The organism is Sphingomonas sanguinis NBRC 13937, from assembly GCF_001591005.1.
Lineage (GTDB): Bacteria > Pseudomonadota > Alphaproteobacteria > Sphingomonadales > Sphingomonadaceae > Sphingomonas > Sphingomonas sanguinis.
In genome coordinates this window covers 1-18523 of record NZ_BCTY01000057.1, presented here as the reverse complement: position 1 = coordinate 18523, position 18523 = coordinate 1, and the positions used below count along the sequence as shown (strand labels likewise).

Sequence of the window (18523 nt, the reverse complement as noted above, 5' to 3'; positions counted from 1 at the left end):
TCAGGGCTTCGCCCTGCCACCTCCCCTTACAGGGGAGGAAGGAACGGCTACTTCTTGCACGTATCCGCAGGGCCCGGATCGAGGTCCAGGCAGCGTCCGTCGACGCCCGGGATCGGCAAGCCGATCGTCGCGGCCAGCGTCGGGGCGATGTCGACCGTCTCGACCGACAGCGGCTGCTCGAACCCGGTCATCCCCTTGCGCCAGAACAGGATCGGCACGCGGCGATCATAGTCCCAGGGCGAGCCATGCGTCTCGACGTAGCCGGGGCGCGGTTCTTCGATGGTGGTCACGCCCGACCGGAGCAGCACGAGCAGATCGCCCGACCGCTCGGGGTCGTAGGAGGCGCGGGCGCGCTCCTTCAGCGTCCAGGTTTCCGGCGGCGTCTTCGGCCAAGGCGTCGCGGCGATTTCCTCGCGGGTCAGCGCGGCGGCGACCTGCGGCTGCGCTTCATAGCGGCGCTTGGCCTCGGCCAGGACCTTGGCGCGGGTGGCAGGGGGCAGGGCGCGGTTGATATAGACGTCGCTCTCCGCGCTCATCAGCACCGGCGGGCTGTCGGGCAGGCCGAGCTGCTTGGCGACCGCCGCCGACATGATCTTCGTATCGGCTTCCAGCGAGACATGGCTTTCCATCGGCATGGCGCGAATCTGCTGCCGCTCGGTCATGTCGTGCGCACCGTGATCGGCGGTCAACATCACCTCGTAATCGACGCCGGTCGCGTCCAGCACCTCGAAGAAGCCCGCCAGCGAGCGATCCAGCTCGGCCATCTGGATGCACATCTCGGTGCCCTGGGTGCCCAGTGCATGGCCGATATAGTCGGTTGCCGACAGGCCGACGGACAGGATGTCGGTCTGCGGACCCTGGCCCAGCTTCATGTCCTGGACAAAGCCCGCCGCCATGGCGAGCACCGCCGCGTCGGAGGCGGGCGACACGCGGAAGGCGGCAAGGTCGCCCGCCGCACGCTGGAACCGGCCGGTGCCCAGCGTCTGGCCGCCGACGGTGATTTCGCGGTCCAGCGGCTTGCAGAAACCGGGCAGCGGCAGCGGGGCCTGGGGCTTGGCGATCAGGTCGGCGACCGCCTTGCGCGTCCGCTCCACCACTGGGGGCACGGCGCGACCGGCATAGGAGACATAGGTCTTGCCGTCCCACCACCAGATTTCGTCCATCTTGTGGCCGCCCATCATCACGGCGGCGCGGTCCTTGCCCGCGACCGAGACGGTGCGGACGCGCGGATCGGCGGTCTTCATCCGCTCGCCCAGCGTCGGCACCTTCAGGTGCATGTCGGACACGACATAGTCGGTATGGGACTTACCCGGAACGCGCTCGTCCTCCGAGCAATAAACGATCTTGTCCGGCCGCCCGACCGACTGGTCGACCCAGTTGTTGGCGATGATCCCGGTATGGGCGGGGCGATAGCCGGTGAGGATGGTCGAATGGCCGGGGCACGTCTCGGTCGCGGCATGGCTCTGATAGCCCGAGGGGAAGACCGCGCCGGTCAGAAGGCGGGCCATGCCGCCGGTGAAGTGGTTGCGATACTGTGCGAACAGGTCGGCCGAGAATTGGTCGACCGAGATGGCGACGATCAGCTTGGGCGCCTGGGTCGGGAAGGGCGCCAGGGGCGGGGCGGGTTCGGCGACGACCGGGGCGGGGGGCGCATAGCCGGGCACCGGGCTGGCGGTCTGGGCGAGCGCGGGCGACGCGACCAGGGCGGCGGAGGCGAGGAGCGCGGCAGTCAGGGGGTTCATTGGCAACCTTGATGCAAAGCGGGAACGGGGGCGCTATGGAACGCGAAAGCGGGTTAGGGCAAGGTCGATGCGCGGTTGGTTTTACATCCTGATGACGACGCTGTTCATGCTGGTGGCGGCAGGCCCCGGCATGGCCGAAAGCGCCCCCGCGCCCGGTGCGATCCACTTGCCCATGCGGTTGGTCGCCGAGAGTGAAAGCCCGGCGGCGGGCGGCAAGACGACGCTGGCCATCGTCGCGACGCCCGAAAAGGGTTGGCACGGCTATTGGAAGAATGGCGGCGATGCGGGCCTGCCGACCGAGGCGCACTGGACGCTGCCCCGGGGCGTGAGTGCGGGCGAGTTGCGTTATCCGGTGCCCGGACGGCTGAAGATCGCGGGGCTGATGAACTATGTCTATGAGCGGCCCTTCACGCTGCTCGTCGACCTGGCCGTTCCTGCCGGGCTGGCAAAGGGAACGCCGCTGCCGATCGCGGTCAAGCTCGACTATCTGGTGTGCACCGACACGATCTGCGTGCCCGAAAGCCAGACGCTGTCGACCCGCCTGACCGTCGGTGATGGCGCGGTGAACCCCGCCACCCGCACCGAATTCGACCGCTGGCGCGCCGCCTTGCCCAAGCCGTTGGGCGGTGACGGCGTGATCGAGACGGCTGGCAAGACCGTGCGGATCGCCGTGCCGCTGCCCGCCTCGGTCGCGGTCAAGGAGGCGTATTTCTTTCCCGAGCGCAGCGGCGTGATCGACCATGCCGCGCCACAAGCGATGACGCGCAACGGCGACCAGCTGATCCTCGCCATGCCCGTCGCTGCCGTCCCGACGCCGGGGCCGATATCGGGCGTGCTGTCGATCGGCGAGGGGCAGGGGCTGTCCTTCGCCGCCAAGCCCGGCGCGATTGCGGGGGCAAGTGGCGGCGCCGATACCGGTTTCAGTGCCGTGGCGCTGGCCTTTCTGGGCGCGGTACTGGGCGGGTTATTGCTCAACATCATGCCCTGCGTCTTCCCGATCCTGAGCCTGAAGGCGCTGAGCCTCGCCAAGGGCGGCGGGGACGAACGCCATGCGCGGGCCGAGGCACTGGCCTATACGGCGGGCGTGGTGCTGGTGTGCGTCGGGCTCGGCGTGGTGCTGCTGGCGTTGCGCGCGGGCGGGCAGAGTGCGGGCTGGGCGTTCCAGCTTCAGGACCCGCGCGTCATAGGCGTCCTGCTGCTGCTGGTCGCGGGGATCGCGTTTAATCTGGCCGGGCTGTTCGAGCTGCCGACCCCCGCTTTTGCCGGACGGTCGGGTGCGATGGGGGCGTTCGCAACCGGCGCGCTGGCGGCATTCGTCGCGACGCCCTGCTCCGGGCCGTTCATGGCGGGCGCGCTGGGGGCGGCGCTGGTCCTGCCCGCCGCCGCCGCGCTGGCGGTTTTCGCAGGGCTGGGGATCGGCATCGCGCTGCCCTTCATTGCGATCGGTTTCGTACCGGCGCTCCGGCGGCGTCTGCCCAAGCCGGGGATGTGGATGGTGCGGCTGCGCCATATCCTGTCGGTGCCGATGTTCTTGACTGCGCTCGCACTGGCCTGGATCATGGGGCAGGAAGCGGGGGTGACTGGCATGACGCTGGGCCTGGCCGCCGCGCTGATCGCATCGCTGGGCTTCTGGTGGACGGGTTTGCGCCAGCATGGCGGCAAGGGGCGTGCCGGCTGGCCCGCCGTGGTGGCGCTGGTGCTGGCGGTCGGGATCGTCGTGACGGTCAAGCCCGCCGCTGCGGCGGCCAAGACGACCGCCGATACCGCCTTTACCGAGGCGAAGCTGGACGACTTGCGCAAGCAGAACCGCCCGGTCTTCGCTTATTTCACCGCCGACTGGTGCCTGAGCTGCAAGGTCAACGAGGCCGCTGCGATCGAACGCTCCTCGGTGCGCGATGCGTTTGCGCGCAACAAGGTGGCGGTGCTGGTCGGCGACTGGACCGACGGCGATCCGGTATTGGGACGCTTTATCGAACGGCATAATCGGGCCGGGGTGCCGCTGTACCTCTATTACGCGCCGGGTGCGAAGGAGCCGCAGGTCCTGCCGCAGGTGCTGACCCCGTCGATGCTGGAGAAGCTGGGGGCGTAAAATCCTCCCCGGCACGGGGAGGGGAACCAGCGAAGCTGGTGGAGGGGGCTATCCACACAACGAGTCATTTGTGGTGATCCCCCTCCACCCCCGCTTCGCGGCGGTCCCCCTCCCCGTACCGGGGAGGAGCGATAATGCCCCTTGCGCACCCCTATCATGCGGTGCAGCATGGAACCGGAACACCAGGGGGAGCGTAACGACCGGATGGGGACTATCGCCGCGTTCGACGAAATCATGGGGGCTTCCGGCGCTGCGACGCCACGCCCCGAACTCTCCGCGCTTCAACGCTGGCTCGATCACACCCCCGATAGCGAACTCCGCCGCCGCCAGCAGGCGGCCGAAGCGACCTTCCGCCAGCTGGGTATTACCTTTGCCGTCTATGGCGAAAGCGACGCGGCGGAGCGGATCATCCCCTTCGATATCGTACCGCGCGTCTTCCTGCCCGACGAATGGGCGCGCCTGTCCGAAGGACTGGTGCAGCGGGTCGAGGCGATCAACGCGTTCCTCGACGATATCTATGGCGAGCGGAAGATCCTGCGCGACGGCATCCTGCCGCCCGACCTGATCTTCGGCAATCCGCAGTTCCGGCCCGAGATCGCCGGGATGCGCCCGCCGCACGGTGTCTGGGCGCATATCTGCGGCATCGATCTTGTGCGCACCGGTCCGGACGATTTCTTCGTGCTGGAGGACAATGCCCGCACGCCATCGGGCGTCAGCTACATGCTCGAAAACCGCGAGGCGATGCTGCGCCTCTGTCCCGAGCTGTTCCGACAGTTCCGGGTGGCGGCGGTCGACAGCTATCCCGACCGGTTGCTCGCCACGATGAAGTCGGTCGCGCCGCATGGCGTGGCCGAGCCGACCTGCGTCGTTCTGACGCCGGGCCACTTCAACTCGGCCTATTACGAACACAGCTTCCTGGCCGATTCGATGGGGATCGAGCTGGTCGAGGCGGCCGATCTGGTGGTCGACGACGACATCGTCTGGATGCGGACCATCGCGGGCCGGGTGAAGGTCGATGTCATCTATCGCCGAGTCGATGACGATTTCCTCGATCCGTTGGTCTTCCGCCCCGATTCGATGCTGGGCGTGCCCGGCCTGATCGCGGCCTATGCGGCGGGCAATGTCGCCATCCTCAACGCGCCGGGCAACGGCATCGCCGACGACAAGGCGATTTATAGCTATATGCCCGATATCGTCCGTTATTATTCGGGTGCCGAGCCCAAGCTGAAGAATGTCGAGACCTGGCGCTGTCGCGAGCCGGAGGCGCTGTCTTATGTGCTCGACCATCTGCATGAGCTGGTGGTCAAGCTGGTCGATGGTTCGGGCGGCTATGGCATGCTGGTCGGCCCGACCGCGACCAAGGCGCAGATCGAGCATTTCCGCGCCGCGCTGATTGCCGAGCCGCATCGTTACATCGCGCAGCCGACGCTGGCGCTGTCCACCGTGCCGACGCTGGTCGAAAGCGGAGTCGCGCCGCGCCACGTCGATTTCCGCCCCTTCGTCCTGACAGGTCGCAACGGCGTGGAAGTGACCCCGGGCGGCCTAACCCGCGTGGCCCTGCGCGAAGGCTCGCTGGTCGTCAATTCCAGCCAGGGCGGCGGCACCAAGGACAGTTTCGTCCTGCTTCATCCCGAACCCGACAGCTGGGTGCAGGTGCAGGGGCAGCAGTCGCAGATCCAGACGCAGGGGGTGCGCTGATGCTCTCGCGGACCGCATCCTCGCTCTATTGGCTGGGCCGCTATTTCGAGCGGGCCGACTTCATCGCCCGGCTGGTCGAGGCGACCGTTCGGCTCGACGTGCTGTCGCCGCGTTCGGCGGGGCTGGCCGCCTGGGGCTCGGCACTCGCCGTCACCGATACCGCCAGCGCCTTTGCCGATGGCGGGCGGGAAATGCGCCGTCGCGAGGTCGCGCGCTTCCTGACGGTTGAGCCCTGCCACCCCGGCTCGATCGTCCGCTGTGTCGACATGGCGCGGATGAACGCTCGCGCCGTGCGCACCGCGCTCACCCGCGAGGCATGGAGCGCGATCAACCGCGCCTGGCTGCATTTCGAGGCCAAGCCCGCCGCCGACGATCCCACCGCCGTGCTCGGCCTGGTCGAGGCGGTGAAGAACGAGACGCGCGGCTTCGAGGGCGCGGTCCACCGGATGCTGCGCAACCAGACGACCTGGTTCATCCGGCTGGGCCAGGCGGTCGAGCGCGCGGATAATACCGCGCGGCTGCTCGACGTGAAATATCACATTCTGCTGCCTGCGGGGGAGCGGATCGGCGGCGTTGTCGACCGTGACCAGTGGACGACGATCCTTCAGACCGTCTCCGCCGTCACCGCCTATCGCTGGCTCTATTCCGACGGGCTGAAGCCCGCCAACGTCATCGACCTGCTGATCGCGCGCACCGAATTGCCGCGCAGCCTGGCGGCGTCGGTCGAGGAAACGGTGGACGTGCTGGGGCAGCTTGCCCGGCGAACGGGGCAGCATGGGGAGGCGGATCGCATGGCGAGATTGCGGGCCAATCGGATGACGAAGACGCGGTCGGGGGACGTGATCGCGGGCGGGCTTCACCAGTATCTCGAAGCCTTTATCGAGGAGAATGCCCAGCTGCACGGCGCCATCGGCCGTCAGTTCAAGTTCGCCTGATGCGCATCGCGATCGAGCACCAAATCGTCCACCGGCCCCATCCGGGGCGGCCGACGATGGTCCAGATGCTGCGTCTGACGCCGGAAAATTTCGACGATCAGACGGTGGCGCACTGGCGGATCGACGTCGATTGCGACGCCCGGCTGCGGCGCGGGCAGGACGGCTTCGGCAATGCCGTCACCATGCTTTATGTCGAGGGTGCGCCGGAGACGGTGACGATCACCGCGACCGGTGAAGTGCTGACCAGCGATGCGCACGGACTGATCCACGGCGCGACCGAAACCCTGCCGCCCGCCTTGTTCCTGCGCGCCACGACGATGACGCCGGATGATTCGGCAATTGCGACCTTCGCGGCCGAAGCGGCGGCAGGTATGGCGGGGCCGCTGGGTATGCTCCACGCGCTCAACGTCGCGCTGCACCGGCGCTTTCCCGTCGACCGGGACGCCACGCCCCGAGGGGCCGATGCCGCGCGCGCCTTCGAGCAGGACCGTGTGTCGCCGTGCGATCTCGCCCATATCTTCTGCGTTGGCGCGCGGTCGCTCGGCATTCCAGCGCGCTTTGTCTCGGGCTTTGCCGCCTGGGGCGGGGATAAACGCGGGCAGGCGCATTGCTGGGCTGAGGCCTATGTCGAGGAACTGGGCTGGATCGGTTTCGATCCCAGTATTGGGCTCAGCCCGCAGGACGGCCATGTCCGCGTCGCGGTGGCGCTGGACGCGACCGGCGCGGCGGCGGTGGCTGGCGAGCCTTGGGGTCAGTCGGTCGCGAGTGGCGAGGCGCAATAAATTCCCCCCCTGAAAGGGGAGGAATGTGTGGTTCAGACCAGCGCCGGAACCGGGGGGGGCGTCGTCGGCGCGTCCTTTTCATCGGCCATCAGCGCCCAGCCGCGCGGGCCCAGCGCCTCCAGCGGCTGATAGCGGGTCTTATACGCCATGCGCGGCGAACCCTTCACCCAATAGCCGAGATAGACATAAGCCAGATCGGCGGCGCGGGCGCGCAGGATATGGTCCATGATGATGAAGTTGCCGAGCCCTGGCCGGTTCTCGTCCTGGGTCTCGAAAAAGCTGTAGATCATCGACAGCCCGTCGCCCTGCCGATCGGTCAGGCACGCGCCGACCAGCCGTCCGCGCTCGCCATTGGGCCCGGCCGGTTCGCGATATTCGACCAGCACCGACTGGACCGGCGACAGCTCGACCATATCGGCATAGTCGCTTTCGTCCATCGTGGTCATGCCGCCGCCGGGATGCCGCTCGCCCAGATAGCGGCGCAGCAGCTCGAACTGCTCGGCGGTCGCCCAGGGCTGGCAGGCGGTCACCTCCAGATCGGCATGACGGCGCAGCAGCTTGCGCTGGGTGGCGTTGGGGCGGAAACCCTCCGCCACGACCCGGACCGAGACACACGCGCTGCATCCCGCGCAGGACGGGCGATAGGCGACGCCCTGGCTGCGACGAAAGCCGATGCGGCTCAGCGCTTCATTCAGCTCGCCCGCATGCTCGCCGTTGAGTTCGGTAAAAACTTTACGCTCGTCACGCCCCGGCAGATAGGGACAGGGGGCCGGGCTGGTGACGAAGAAGCGCGGAAAACGAAAGGGCGCAGTCACCGCCGGGCAGTTCCTTCAAACGGGTTGATAACCCTCTTTAACGAAAATCCCGTCCGAAGCGATGGGGCAGCATCGTTCGGAAACGGGACGTCCGGCGCAAAAACAAAAGCCTGTCAGGCGAGTTCGACCTGCGTCGTCTCATAGCCACCGGCGCGCAGCGCCTCGATCAGCCGGTGCAGGTGGAGGGCGTCGCGCGTCTCGCACTCGATATCGGTGATCAGGCCCTTGGCGGGCAGGGTGGTGAAGACGCGCTGGTGATAGACCTCGATGATGTTCACCCGCTCGCGGTCGAAGATGCGCGCGACGTTGAACAAGGCGCCCGGCTGGTCCTGCAACCGGATGCGCAGACGGGCGAGGCGCCCCGAACGCGCCAGGTCGCGCAGCAGGACGTTGGCGAGCAGGCGCGTGTCGATATTGCCGCCGCACAGCACGACGCCGACCGTCTTCCCCCGGAAGCGTTCCGGGTGCGACATCAGCGCGGCGAGCCCCGCCGCGCCAGCGCCCTCGACCACCGTCTTTTCGATCTGGAGCAGCGCGCTGACCGATTCCTCCAGATGGCGCTCGTCGACCAGCACGATCTCGCGCACTAGCTGCGCCACCATCTGCGAGGTCAGGCCGCCCGGCACCTTGACCGCGATACCTTCGGCCAGGGTGTCGCCCGCGCAAGGCAGGTCGGTGCCGTTCAGCTTGTTGTACATGGACGGGAACAGCTCGGCCTGGACGCCGACCACCTCGACCGGGCGCGCACTGGCCGCCGCCACCGTCGCCATGCCCGAGATCAGGCCGCCGCCCCCGATCGGCACGATCAGCGTGTCGATGTCGGGCGCGTCCTCCAGCATCTCGAGCGCGACCGTGCCCTGGCCCGCGATCACCCGCGCATCGTCGAAGGGATGGACGAAGGTAAAGCCGCGCTCGGCCTCCAACTCGCGGGCATGGGCGTAGGCGGCGTCGAAATTGTCGCCCTCCAGCACCACGGTCGCGCCGTGCCCTTCGGTCTGGACGACCTTCACGATCGGCGTGGTGCGCGGCATCACGATGGTCGCGGGCACGCCCAGGCGGTTGGCGTGATAGGCGAGGCCCTGTGCGTGATTGCCCGCCGAGGCGGCGATCACGCCCTTGGCCTTGGCGTCGTCCGACAGCTGGAGCAGCGTGTTGAGCGCGCCGCGTTCCTTGTAGGCGGCGGTGAATTGCAGGTTCTCGAACTTCAGATAAACGGTCGCACCGGTCAGCTTGGACAGGGTCTGGCTGATCAGCGTCGGCGTGCGGATGATCCGGTCCGAAATGCGCGCATGGGCGGCGCGGACATCGTCGATGGTGACGATCGGGGACGAGACTTCCGAAGCGGCCTGAACGGCGGTGCGACTAACCATGGGAGTGCCCTAGCCGATCGGAGGCAGGAGGTGAACCGTTTCGGATACGGTGTTGTGCCAAGGGGCAGGCTTTCCACTCTTGCCACGACATGCCTTCTTTCTCCCCTCCCGCAAGCGGGAGGGGCGTGCTCTGGAGTAGCCGATACGCGCTGCCGCGAGATTTCCACTGTTGCATTGCGGCATCGCTCACCCTCCGAAATCGTGCCGGAATGCAACAAGCCCAAGGCCCCTGCGTTGCTGGCCTTTTGGGGCCATGCTAGGGCGACGCGATGATCACAGGGTTGCCACGGATGTCGCCGATGATCCTCTCCGTCACCGGCACGATCGCCCAGTCATGAGCGTCGCACCGACCGGAATCGCCACCACCGCGACCGAAGAATCTCACAGCCACCATCCGCAGGGCATGGCGCGATTGGCGCTGGGCGCGATCGGTGTCGTGTTCGGCGACATCGGCACCAGCCCGCTTTATGCGTTTCGCGAGACCTTTGCGAACCCGCACCATCCGCTGCCGCTCGACAATGCGCACATCCTGGGCGTCATCAGCCTGATCTTCTGGTCGATGATGATCGTCGTGTCGGTCAAATATGTCGCGATCATCATGCGGGCCGACAACAAGGGCGAGGGGGGCAGCCTGGCGCTGCTCGCGCTCGTGTCGGGCCAGACCAAGACGCGGCGCTGGACGCGCGGCATCATATTGCTCGGCGTGTTCGCCACCGCACTCTTCTATGGCGACAGCATGATCACCCCCGCCGTCACCGTGCTCAGCGCGGTCGAGGGTCTGGCGGTCGCCGCCCCTGCATTCGGGGGCTTCGTCCTGCCGATCGCGATCACCATCCTGATCGTGCTGTTCAAGATTCAGCGGTCGGGGACCGAGCGCGTTGGGCTGTTCTTCGGACCGGTCATGCTCGTCTATTTCGCGGTCATCGCGGTGCTGGGCATCATGAGCTTCGTCCAGACACCCGAAATCCTGCTGGCGCTGTCGCCGCATTACGCGATCCAGTTCTTCTTCATCGACCCGGTGCGCGGTTTCCTGGCGCTGGGGTCGGTGGTGCTGGCGGTGACCGGGGCGGAGGCGCTCTACGCCGATATGGGGCATTTCGGGCGGCGGCCAATCGGCGTGTCGTGGCTGTGCTTCGTGCTGCCCGCGCTGATGCTCAACTATATGGGGCAGGGCGCGCTTCTGTTCCGCGAAGGGGCGGCGGCGCTGGAGAGCCCCTTCTACATGCTGGCGCCCGAAGGGTTGCAGCTGCCCCTCGTCATCCTGGCGACCGCCGCCGCAGTCATCGCCAGCCAGGCGGTCATCACCGGTGCCTTCTCGGTGACGCAGCAAGCGATCCAGCTCGGCTTCATGCCGCGCCTGCGTATCGAGCACACGTCCGCGGCGACCGCGGGGCAGATCTATATTCCGCTCATCAACTGGCTGTTGATGGTGATGGTGATCCTGCTCGTCCTGTTCTTCCGCTCCTCGTCGAACCTGACGTCGGCCTATGGCATCGCGGTCACGGGGGCGATGCTGATCGACACCTGCCTTCTGGGCGTGGCGCTGACCCGGTTGTGGAAGTGGCCGCTCTATGCCGCGCTGCCGCTGCTCGGTCTCTTCTTCCTGGTCGACGGGGCCTATTTCCTGGCGAACCTGACCAAGGTGCCGTCGGGCGGCTGGTTCCCGCTGCTGGTTGGTTTCGTCATCTTCACCTTCCTCACCACCTGGTCGACGGGGCGCAAGCTGATGATCGAGCGGCTGCGCGAAGGCACGATGCCGATCCACATCTTCATCGATTCGGCGGCGGGCGCGGCCAGCCGGGTGCCCGGCACCGCGATCTTTATGACCTCCTCGCCCGAGGGTGTGCCGCACGCGCTGCTCCACAATCTGAAGCACAACAAGGTGCTGCACGAGCGCATCATCCTGCTGACCGTCAAGATCATGAGCCAGCCCTATTGGCCCGATGGCGACCGCGCCAAGCTGGACGATATGGGCCATGGTTTCCACCGTCTGGTCCTGCGCTTCGGCTTCATGGAAGAGGCGGATGTGCCCGCCGCGCTCAAGCGGGTGGAAATGGCGGGCGGCGCGTTCAAGATGATGGACACCAGCTTCTTCCTGTCGCGCCAGACGCTGCTCCCGGCCGAGCGGCCCGGCATGTCGATGTGGCGTGAAAAGCTGTTCTCCTGGATGCTGCGCAACGCCGAAAGCGCCATGGAATTCTTTCGCCTGCCGACCAATCGCGTGGTCGAGCTGGGCAGCCAGGTGGAAATCTGACCGACCATCCCGCCCCGATCATCGTCACCGCCCTGTTCGGCCGCGCCGATCAGGGCTGGTTCGACGGGCTGCGGCGACAGCATTTCCCGCCCGAGCGCAACGTGCTCGACGCGCATTGCACGTTGTTCCACCATCTGCCGCCCTCCGCCGAGGCCGAGCTGAAGCATCGCCTGAACGGTATCACGCGCGGCGTTCGCGCACCGGATGCTCGGGCGAGCGGGCTGATGTCGCTGGGCAAGGGCGTGGCGATCCGCATCGATTCGCCGGGGCTGGTGGCAATCCGCCGCGATCTGGTCGAGGCCTTTGCGGGGATGCTGACGCCGCAGGACGCGGGCGGATGGCGCGCGCATGTGACGATCCAGAACAAGGTGACGCCCGCCACCGCCAAGCTGCTGCTGCAACAGATGGAGCGCGATTTCCGGCCTCGGCCGGTCGAGCTGATCGGCATCGGCACCTGGTGGTATCGTGGCGGTCCATGGGAAATGCTGTCGCGTCATTTGTTCGCTTGACGCCCGAAAACAGCCTGTTTATAGGCGCGCCTCCACCGGGTGGAACGCCTAGCATGGCGAAGTAGCTCAGCTGGTTAGAGCAGCGGAATCATAATCCGCGTGTCGGGGGTTCAAGTCCCTCCTTCGCTACCACCCGGTGTATTTCCCCTACATTCCCCAATTTCCGGCCAAGGTCTCCGCCAAGTTCAGGCTCAGGCGCGTCGCGCTCCGCGTTCGTGCATCCGACGGTGGCTGTGCACGGGCATGGCGTGTGCGTGCTGGCATATCATCGCTGCAGGGGGATGAAGCGGCTTTGCAACGGGCGCGCGTCTCTTAACCGATCCTTCGCCTCTGATGGGTAGGTCTGTCGCGGGATTTGCAACATGGGGTCCGTCGGGTCTTACGCCGTGAACGCTGCCGTCTACGCCCTTATCGCCAACAGCTGTATGGCCGCACTGTTTGCCGTGACTTACGGCGTGGTTGCGCTGTCCTATTCGCGGCAGCGGGCGGCGGTGTGGTTCATGGCCAGCTATCTGCTCGGTTTCGCGACGCCGATCTGCGAGCTGCTGGTCCGGTTCAGTGACCATGTGATCCTGTTCCATGTGCTGGGCTATGCCACCTTCCTGGGCGGCATGCTGCTGATGTCGGTGGGGATACAGGCGTTTGCGGGCCAACGGCCCGAATGGCGGCTGGCGCTGATGGCCTGGGTGGCGGGGATGGTGCTCCGTGTCGCGATCCTGAACGGCACGCGCAGCACCATGCCCTATGAGTTGTTGTTTCAGCTGCCCTTCGCCATCGGGTCGGCGCTGGTCGTGTTCTCGGTCCGGCGAATCGGCCAGACCGGGCCGATCCGTGCGATGCTGGCGGGGATATTCGCCCTGATCTGCCTGCACTTCCTGGCCAAGCCCTTCCTGGCGCTGGAATTGGGGTCCGGTGCCACGGCCAAGGCCTATGCGGGGAGCCTCTATGCGGTCGCGTCGCAGGTTTCGAGCGGCGTGTTGCTGGTCGCGGCGGGCCTGTGCCTGATGCTGCTGGTCATCCAGAAGGCGCTGGAAGAGACGATCCTGGATGCGGAGACCGATCCGCTGACCGAGCTGACCAACCGGCGGGGCCTCTATCGGATCGGACCGCGCCTGCTGCACGAGGCGGAGACTCAGGGCCATGACCTTTATGCGGTCGTGCTCGACCTCGATCATTTCAAGCGGATCAACGACAACCATGGTCATGCAAAGGGCGACCTGGTGCTGGTCGCGTTTGCGCGGGTGCTGCACACGCTGACGACGAAGGATATCCTGACCGTGCGTATGGGCGGTGAGGAGTTCGCGCTGCTGGTGCCCGACCCGACGGGCCCGGCCGAGGGCAGCGACCATCGCGCATCCCGGCTCGGCCGCGCGATCCAGGTCGCGCTGGAGCCTTTTGTCGAGCGCGGCCTGCCGCCCCTGACAGTCAGTGGCGGGATCGCGCGCTACCAGTCGGGCGAGACGCTGGAGGGGCTGATCGCACGGGCGGATCAGCTGGCCTATCGTGCCAAGCGCGCCGGTCGCGATCGTATCCTGCAAGATCGCGACGACAGTGCCGCCGAGCGGGCGATGGATTACTGGGCAGAGCGCGCGCAATACGCCACGGGGTGACGCGGGTTTCCTATCCGAACCGCCCATAAGGATCATGTGCGACCAGCATCGCATCCGACCGGGCGAGTGCGATCAGGGTCAGGCCATGGGCGCGGGCATGATCGATGGCGAGGCTGGTCGGCGCCGAAATTCCGATGAGCAAGCCAACGCCCGCCACCAGCGCCTTATCGACCATCTCATAACTGATCCGCGAGGTGACGAGGATGAAGTCGGCCTTGCGTTCCGCTATGCTGGCCAGCGTGCCGACCAGCTTGTCGAGCGCATTATGCCGCCCGACATCCTCCGCCGATGCCAGGATGGCGCCCTGCGCGTCACAGGCGATGGCGGCGTGGACGGCCCCGGTCCGGGCGTTGAGCGGCTGATGATCGCGCACGGTCGACAGGGTGGCGAACAGGGTTTCGGGCGTGGCGTTCGGGGCAGGGGGGCGCGTCGTCACCGGCCGGGCGATCTGCTCCAGCCCGGACAGGCCGCACAGCCCGCAGCTGGTATCGCTGGTCCGGTGGCGCACCCGGTCCTGCATCCGCCCGCGCAGAGCCTCCACCAACGTGACCCGCACGATCCAGCCCATCTCGGCCGCGAAAGGCTCGATGGCGAGAATGTCGGCCAGACGGTCGACCAGCCGCTCGGTCAGCAGGAAGCCGGTGGCGAAATCCTGCAGGCGCTCCGGCGTCATCATCATGACCGCATAGCCGAAGCCATCGACTTCGATCGCGACCGGACATTCGACCGCCACCGCCCGTTCGATGGGCGTGGGCGACCCATCGGGCGACAGCCGGATGATCGTCAACGGGCGAGCGGGTTCGTGGGTGACGCTCACCCCTGGGCGACTTTCATAGGGCGGCAAGATCGGCAGGCGTATTCACATTGGCAAGCGGCTCGGGCGAGATGACCGGGATCGCCCCGATCGCGCGGACCCAGCCGCGCACCGAGCGATCCTGCCCCAGCGAGAGATGCGCCATCAGATGCGCCCCCAGCGCGGCGGGCCACAGGCCCAGCACCGGTGCATCGCGGCAATAGCTAGGCTCACGGCGCAGGATCGCCTCGATCAGCCCGTCCGGCAGGCGCGGCATGTCGCATCCGATGGTCAGGACGCAACGAAAGCCGTGGCTGGCCGCATAATCCAAGGCCCCGGCGATCCCGCCCAGCGGACCCAGGCCCGGCGCGGGTATGTCGGGCACGCCCTCCGCGCCTCCGACCTGCACGACACGCGCGCAATAGGGGGCGATGGTGGCGCGCGCATGCGCCACCAATGTGCGGTCGCCGAGCATGGCGACCGCCTTGTTCGATCCGAAGCGCGAGGATTGACCTCCGGTCAGTACGGCACCCAATATGCTCATGCGGGGACGCGCACCTTCACCGGCACCGACTTGCCTGCGGGCACATGGCTTTCCAGCGCATGATGCTCCAGCGGGATCAGATAGTTAAGCTCGGGATAATAGCCGCCGATGCAGCCTTCGGGGATGTTATACTCGACCACCCGCAGGCCCTCGACCACGCGCTCCTCGCCGTCATCGGCATCGCCCTCCAGCGCGATGGTCTGGCCATCGGTTAGGCCCAGTCGGGCGATATCGGCCTTGTTCATCATCGCGACCATCCGCGTGCCGCTGATCCCCCGGAAGCGATCGTCATAGCCATAGATGGTCGTGTTGAACTGGTCGTTGGACCGCAGCGTGATCAGCCGCATCCGCCCCTCGGCGGGGGTGATGCCAGAGGCGTCCATGGCACGAGGCACGTTGAACTCGGCCTTGCCGCTCTCGGTTTCCCATTTGCGGTGCGAGGCGGGATTGCCCTTCCAGAAGCCACCCGGCTCGAACAGGCGTTCGTTGAAATTGGCGAACTTGTCGGGATAGACATTCTCGATCGCGGTGCGGACCAGCCCATAATCGCCGACCCATTCGTCCCACGGCACGTTCGGGTTGGGTTCCAGCACCGCCTTGGCGATGCCGGCGACGATGGCGGGTTCGGACAGCAGGGTGTCGGCGGCAGGCGTCGCCTTGCCGACCGAGCCATAGATATGGCTGAACGAATCCTCCATCGACACGGCCTGACGGCCGCCCGCCTGCATGTCCGTCTCCAACCGGCCGATGCAGGGGAGGATATAGCTCTCTTCGCCGGGCACCAGATGGCTCTTGTTGAGCTTGGTCGCGATATGGACGGTGATGGGGAGCTTAGCCCAAGCCGCCTTCATCTTGGCATGTTCGGGCGTGGCGCGCAGGAAATTGCCGCCCAGCTGGACGAAGCCCTGCGCGGTCCCGGCGATGATCTGGCGACAGGCCTCGACCGTGTCCCAGCCATTTTCGGTCGGCGGCTCGAACTCGAACAGCTCCCTTAGCCGCTCGACGGGGGCGAGTTCGGTCTTCTCGGTGATGCCGACGGTGCGCTGGCCCTGCACGTTGCTATGGCCGCGCACCGGACCCGGCCCGGCCCCTTCGCGGCCGATATTGCCGCGCAGCAGGAGCATGTTCACGATCATGTGCAGCGCGTCGATGCCATAGCGGTGTTGGGTGATGCCCATGCCGTAGACGGCGATCACCCGCTCCGACTTCATATACACGCGCGCGGCCTGTTCGATTGCATCGCGGGTGAGCCCCGAATCGCGGATGATGTCGCTCCACGCGGCATTGCGGCAGTAATTGGCGAAATCCTCGAACCGCGTGGTGTGCTGCTCGATGAAGTGATGGTCGAGGATGCGCTTGGTGCCCTTGGCGATGGCGCGGTCGTCCTCCTCGATCACCAGCTTGCAGATTCCGGTCAATGCGGCGATGTCGCCGCCCGCCTTCACCTGATGATATTGGCTGGAGATATCGGTCGAGCTGCCGGTCAGCATCTGCACCGGGTTCTGCGGCGATGCGAACCGCTCCCAGCCGCGCTCGCGAAGCGGGTTGAAGGTCACGATCTCCACCCCGCGCTTGGCGCAGGCTTGCAGGTTGTGGAGCATGCGCGGCGCGTTGGTCGCCACATTCTGCCCAAAGGAGAAGATCGCGTCGCACTTGTCGTAATCCTCCATCTGGATCGTCGCGACGGGCGATCCGATGGCGGACTTCAGGCCGACCGAGGTCGTCTCGTGGCACATGTTCGAGCTGTCGGGCAGGTTCTGCTGCCCCCACATCCGCGCGAACAGCGAATACATGAAGGAGGTTTCGAGGCTGGCACGGCCAGAAGCGTAGAGCACGACCTTGGTCGGGTCGCAGGTCTTCAGCTTGGCCCCGATGGCGGCGAACGCCTCGTCCCAGCTGACCGCGACGTATTTGTCCGACGCAGGGTCATAGCGCATCGGGTGGGTGAGGCGGCCCGCCTGTTCCAGATCATGGTCGGGCCAGGCCTCCAACTCCGTCACCGTGTGCTTGGCGAAGAAGTCCGGCGTCACGCGCAGCGAACTGAGTTCCCACGCGGTCGCCTTCGCCCCGTTCTCGCAGAACTCGGCGATATGCGGCTTGGCTGGTTTGCCCCAGGCGCAGCTGACGCACATCACGCCGCCGGGCTTGTTCTGGCGACGCAGCGTGTCGAAGACTTCGGGACCCAGCCCCTCCTTGGGCAGGACCTTGGCCATGCCCTTCATCGAACCCCAACCGCCGGCGGGGGCGGTATATTCGGTGATCTTCACATCGTCGTCGTCGCGCATCGGGCAAATCTCCACTCACAACGCCCAACGAAGCAAGTCCCGATTGGCCGCATGAGAAGCGGTTCATTTTTGGCCCGGCAGCGCCTATCTGGAGGCAAATCGTTTCACAGGATTCGGACATGACCACCCACACCACGCGTATGCTCATCCTCGGCTCGGGCCCCGCCGGGCTCTCCGCCGCCATCTATGGCGCGCGCGCGGGGATGCAGCCGATCGTGGTGCAGGGCATCCAGCCGGGCGGCCAGCTGACCACGACCACCGATGTCGAGAATTATCCGGGCTTTGCCGACGTCATCCAGGGTCCCTGGCTGATGGAGCAGATGCAGAAGCAGGCGGAACATGTCGGCGCGCGGATGATGTGGGATACGATCACGCAGGTCGACTTGACCAACCGTCCGTTTCGCCTGATCGGCGACGGCGGCGATGTCTATGAGGGCGAAGTGCTGGTCATCGCGACGGGCGCGCAGGCCAAGTGGCTGGGCCTGGACAGCGAAGACGCGATGAAGGGCAAGGGCGTGTCGGCCTGTGCGACCTGCGACGGCTTTTTCTATCGCGGCAAGAAGGTCGCGGTGATCGGCGGTGGCAATACCGCCGTGGAAGAGGCGCTGTACCTGACCAACCACTCCGACGACGTGACGCTGATCCACCGCCGCGATTCGCTGCGCGCCGAACGCATCCTGCAGGAGCGGCTGTTCGCGCACCCGAACGTGAAGGTCCTTTGGAACAAGGAAGTCCGCGAGTTCGTCGACGGCGGTGGCAATGCGGGCCTGGTCGCGCTCGACCTGCTCGACACGGTGACCGGCGAGCATAGCCGCCTGGACGTCGAGGGCGGCTTCGTCGCGATCGGCCATCACCCGGCGACCGAGCTGTTCCGCGGCCATCTGGAACTGGACTCGGACGGCTATATCGCGGTCGAGACGGGTTCGACCCGCACCAGCGTGCCCGGCGTCTTCGCGTGCGGCGACGTGGCGGACAAGGTGTACCGCCAGGCGGTGACGGCGGCGGGCACCGGCTGCATGGCCGCGCTGGACGCCGAACGCTTCCTGGCGGCGGCCGAGTTCGAGGACATGGCCAAGGCTGCGGAGTGAAGTCCCAAA

At 66.6% G+C, this 18523-nt stretch carries 14 protein-coding genes and 1 tRNA gene; 9 read left to right on the top strand and 6 right to left on the bottom strand.

All coding sequences use genetic code 11. From position 1 onward, the window contains the following. Nucleotides 1–47 precede the first annotated feature (47 nt). The gene (locus tag SSA01S_RS16590; RefSeq protein WP_061781270.1) at nucleotides 48–1742 is read right to left on the bottom strand and encodes an alkaline phosphatase family protein; all 1695 of its coding nucleotides are present in this window, start codon (nucleotides 1740–1742) and stop codon (nucleotides 48–50) included. A 67-nt stretch (nucleotides 1743–1809) separates the two neighbouring features. Here SSA01S_RS16590 and SSA01S_RS16585 point away from each other — a divergent pair, with 67 nt between their 5' ends. The 4 genes from SSA01S_RS16585 (at nucleotide 1810) to SSA01S_RS16570 (ending at nucleotide 7246) form a co-directional block, all read left to right on the top strand. Then, complete coding sequence (locus SSA01S_RS16585) at nucleotides 1810–3831, top strand: protein-disulfide reductase DsbD family protein (protein WP_061781269.1); 2022 nt, start codon at nucleotides 1810–1812, stop codon at nucleotides 3829–3831. 204 nt (nucleotides 3832–4035) lie between these two features. After that, entirely contained in the window at nucleotides 4036–5529 is a 1494-nt protein-coding gene (locus tag SSA01S_RS16580) for a circularly permuted type 2 ATP-grasp protein (protein WP_061781268.1), read from the top strand. Continuing rightward, nucleotides 5529–6464 (top strand): alpha-E domain-containing protein, encoded by a 936-nt coding sequence (locus SSA01S_RS16575; protein ID WP_061781267.1) that lies wholly within the window; start codon nucleotides 5529–5531, stop codon nucleotides 6462–6464. Before SSA01S_RS16580 ends, SSA01S_RS16575 begins: the two co-directional genes overlap by 1 nt. After that, complete coding sequence (locus SSA01S_RS16570) at nucleotides 6464–7246, top strand: transglutaminase family protein (RefSeq protein ID WP_061781266.1); 783 nt, start codon at nucleotides 6464–6466, stop codon at nucleotides 7244–7246. Before SSA01S_RS16575 ends, SSA01S_RS16570 begins: the two co-directional genes overlap by 1 nt. Nucleotides 7247–7278: 32 nt before the next feature. Here SSA01S_RS16570 and SSA01S_RS16565 read toward each other — a convergent pair whose 3' ends face one another. Next, on the bottom strand, nucleotides 7279–8061 hold the full coding sequence (locus SSA01S_RS16565; protein ID WP_061781265.1) for an arginyltransferase: 783 nt from the start codon (nucleotides 8059–8061) through the stop codon (nucleotides 7279–7281). 113 nt (nucleotides 8062–8174) lie between these two features. Continuing rightward, nucleotides 8175–9431: a threonine ammonia-lyase gene (locus tag SSA01S_RS16560; RefSeq protein ID WP_061781264.1), complete on the bottom strand. Its 1257-nt coding sequence runs from the start codon at nucleotides 9429–9431 to the stop codon at nucleotides 8175–8177. Between the two features lie 334 nt (nucleotides 9432–9765). Here SSA01S_RS16560 and SSA01S_RS16555 point away from each other — a divergent pair, with 334 nt between their 5' ends. The 4 genes from SSA01S_RS16555 to SSA01S_RS16540 all read left to right on the top strand — a co-directional run bounded on the left by SSA01S_RS16555 (nucleotide 9766) and on the right by SSA01S_RS16540 (nucleotide 13804). Beyond that, complete coding sequence (locus SSA01S_RS16555; RefSeq protein WP_153006188.1) at nucleotides 9766–11685, top strand: potassium transporter Kup; 1920 nt, start codon at nucleotides 9766–9768, stop codon at nucleotides 11683–11685. Continuing rightward, complete coding sequence (locus SSA01S_RS16550) at nucleotides 11682–12194, top strand: 2'-5' RNA ligase family protein (RefSeq protein ID WP_061781263.1); 513 nt, start codon at nucleotides 11682–11684, stop codon at nucleotides 12192–12194. The genes SSA01S_RS16555 and SSA01S_RS16550 overlap by 4 nt, the downstream gene beginning before the upstream one ends. 55 nt (nucleotides 12195–12249) lie before the next feature. Beyond that, a tRNA-Met gene (locus SSA01S_RS16545) sits at nucleotides 12250–12326 on the top strand. A 293-nt stretch (nucleotides 12327–12619) separates the two neighbouring features. Further along, nucleotides 12620–13804: a GGDEF domain-containing protein gene (locus tag SSA01S_RS16540; protein WP_061781262.1), complete on the top strand. Its 1185-nt coding sequence runs from the start codon at nucleotides 12620–12622 to the stop codon at nucleotides 13802–13804. A 10-nt stretch (nucleotides 13805–13814) separates the two neighbouring features. On the opposite strand, the gene fdhD is transcribed toward SSA01S_RS16540, so the two are convergent. The 3 genes from fdhD to SSA01S_RS16525 are packed head-to-tail and all read right to left on the bottom strand — an operon-like array spanning nucleotide 13815 to nucleotide 17426. After that, a complete protein-coding gene (fdhD, locus tag SSA01S_RS16535; protein WP_061781261.1) occupies nucleotides 13815–14621 on the bottom strand; it encodes a formate dehydrogenase accessory sulfurtransferase FdhD in 807 nt (268 codons plus the stop codon). A 13-nt stretch (nucleotides 14622–14634) separates the two neighbouring features. Continuing rightward, nucleotides 14635–15141: a molybdenum cofactor guanylyltransferase gene (gene mobA / locus SSA01S_RS16530; protein WP_061781260.1), complete on the bottom strand. Its 507-nt coding sequence runs from the start codon at nucleotides 15139–15141 to the stop codon at nucleotides 14635–14637. Continuing rightward, a complete protein-coding gene (locus SSA01S_RS16525) occupies nucleotides 15138–17426 on the bottom strand; it encodes an FdhF/YdeP family oxidoreductase (protein ID WP_061781259.1) in 2289 nt (762 codons plus the stop codon). The genes mobA and SSA01S_RS16525 overlap by 4 nt, the downstream gene beginning before the upstream one ends. A 119-nt stretch (nucleotides 17427–17545) precedes the next feature. On the opposite strand from SSA01S_RS16525, the gene trxB reads away from it, so the two are divergent. Further along, on the top strand, nucleotides 17546–18514 hold the full coding sequence (gene trxB, locus SSA01S_RS16520) for a thioredoxin-disulfide reductase (RefSeq protein ID WP_061781258.1): 969 nt from the start codon (nucleotides 17546–17548) through the stop codon (nucleotides 18512–18514). The last annotated feature ends 9 nt before the right edge of the window (nucleotides 18515–18523 follow it).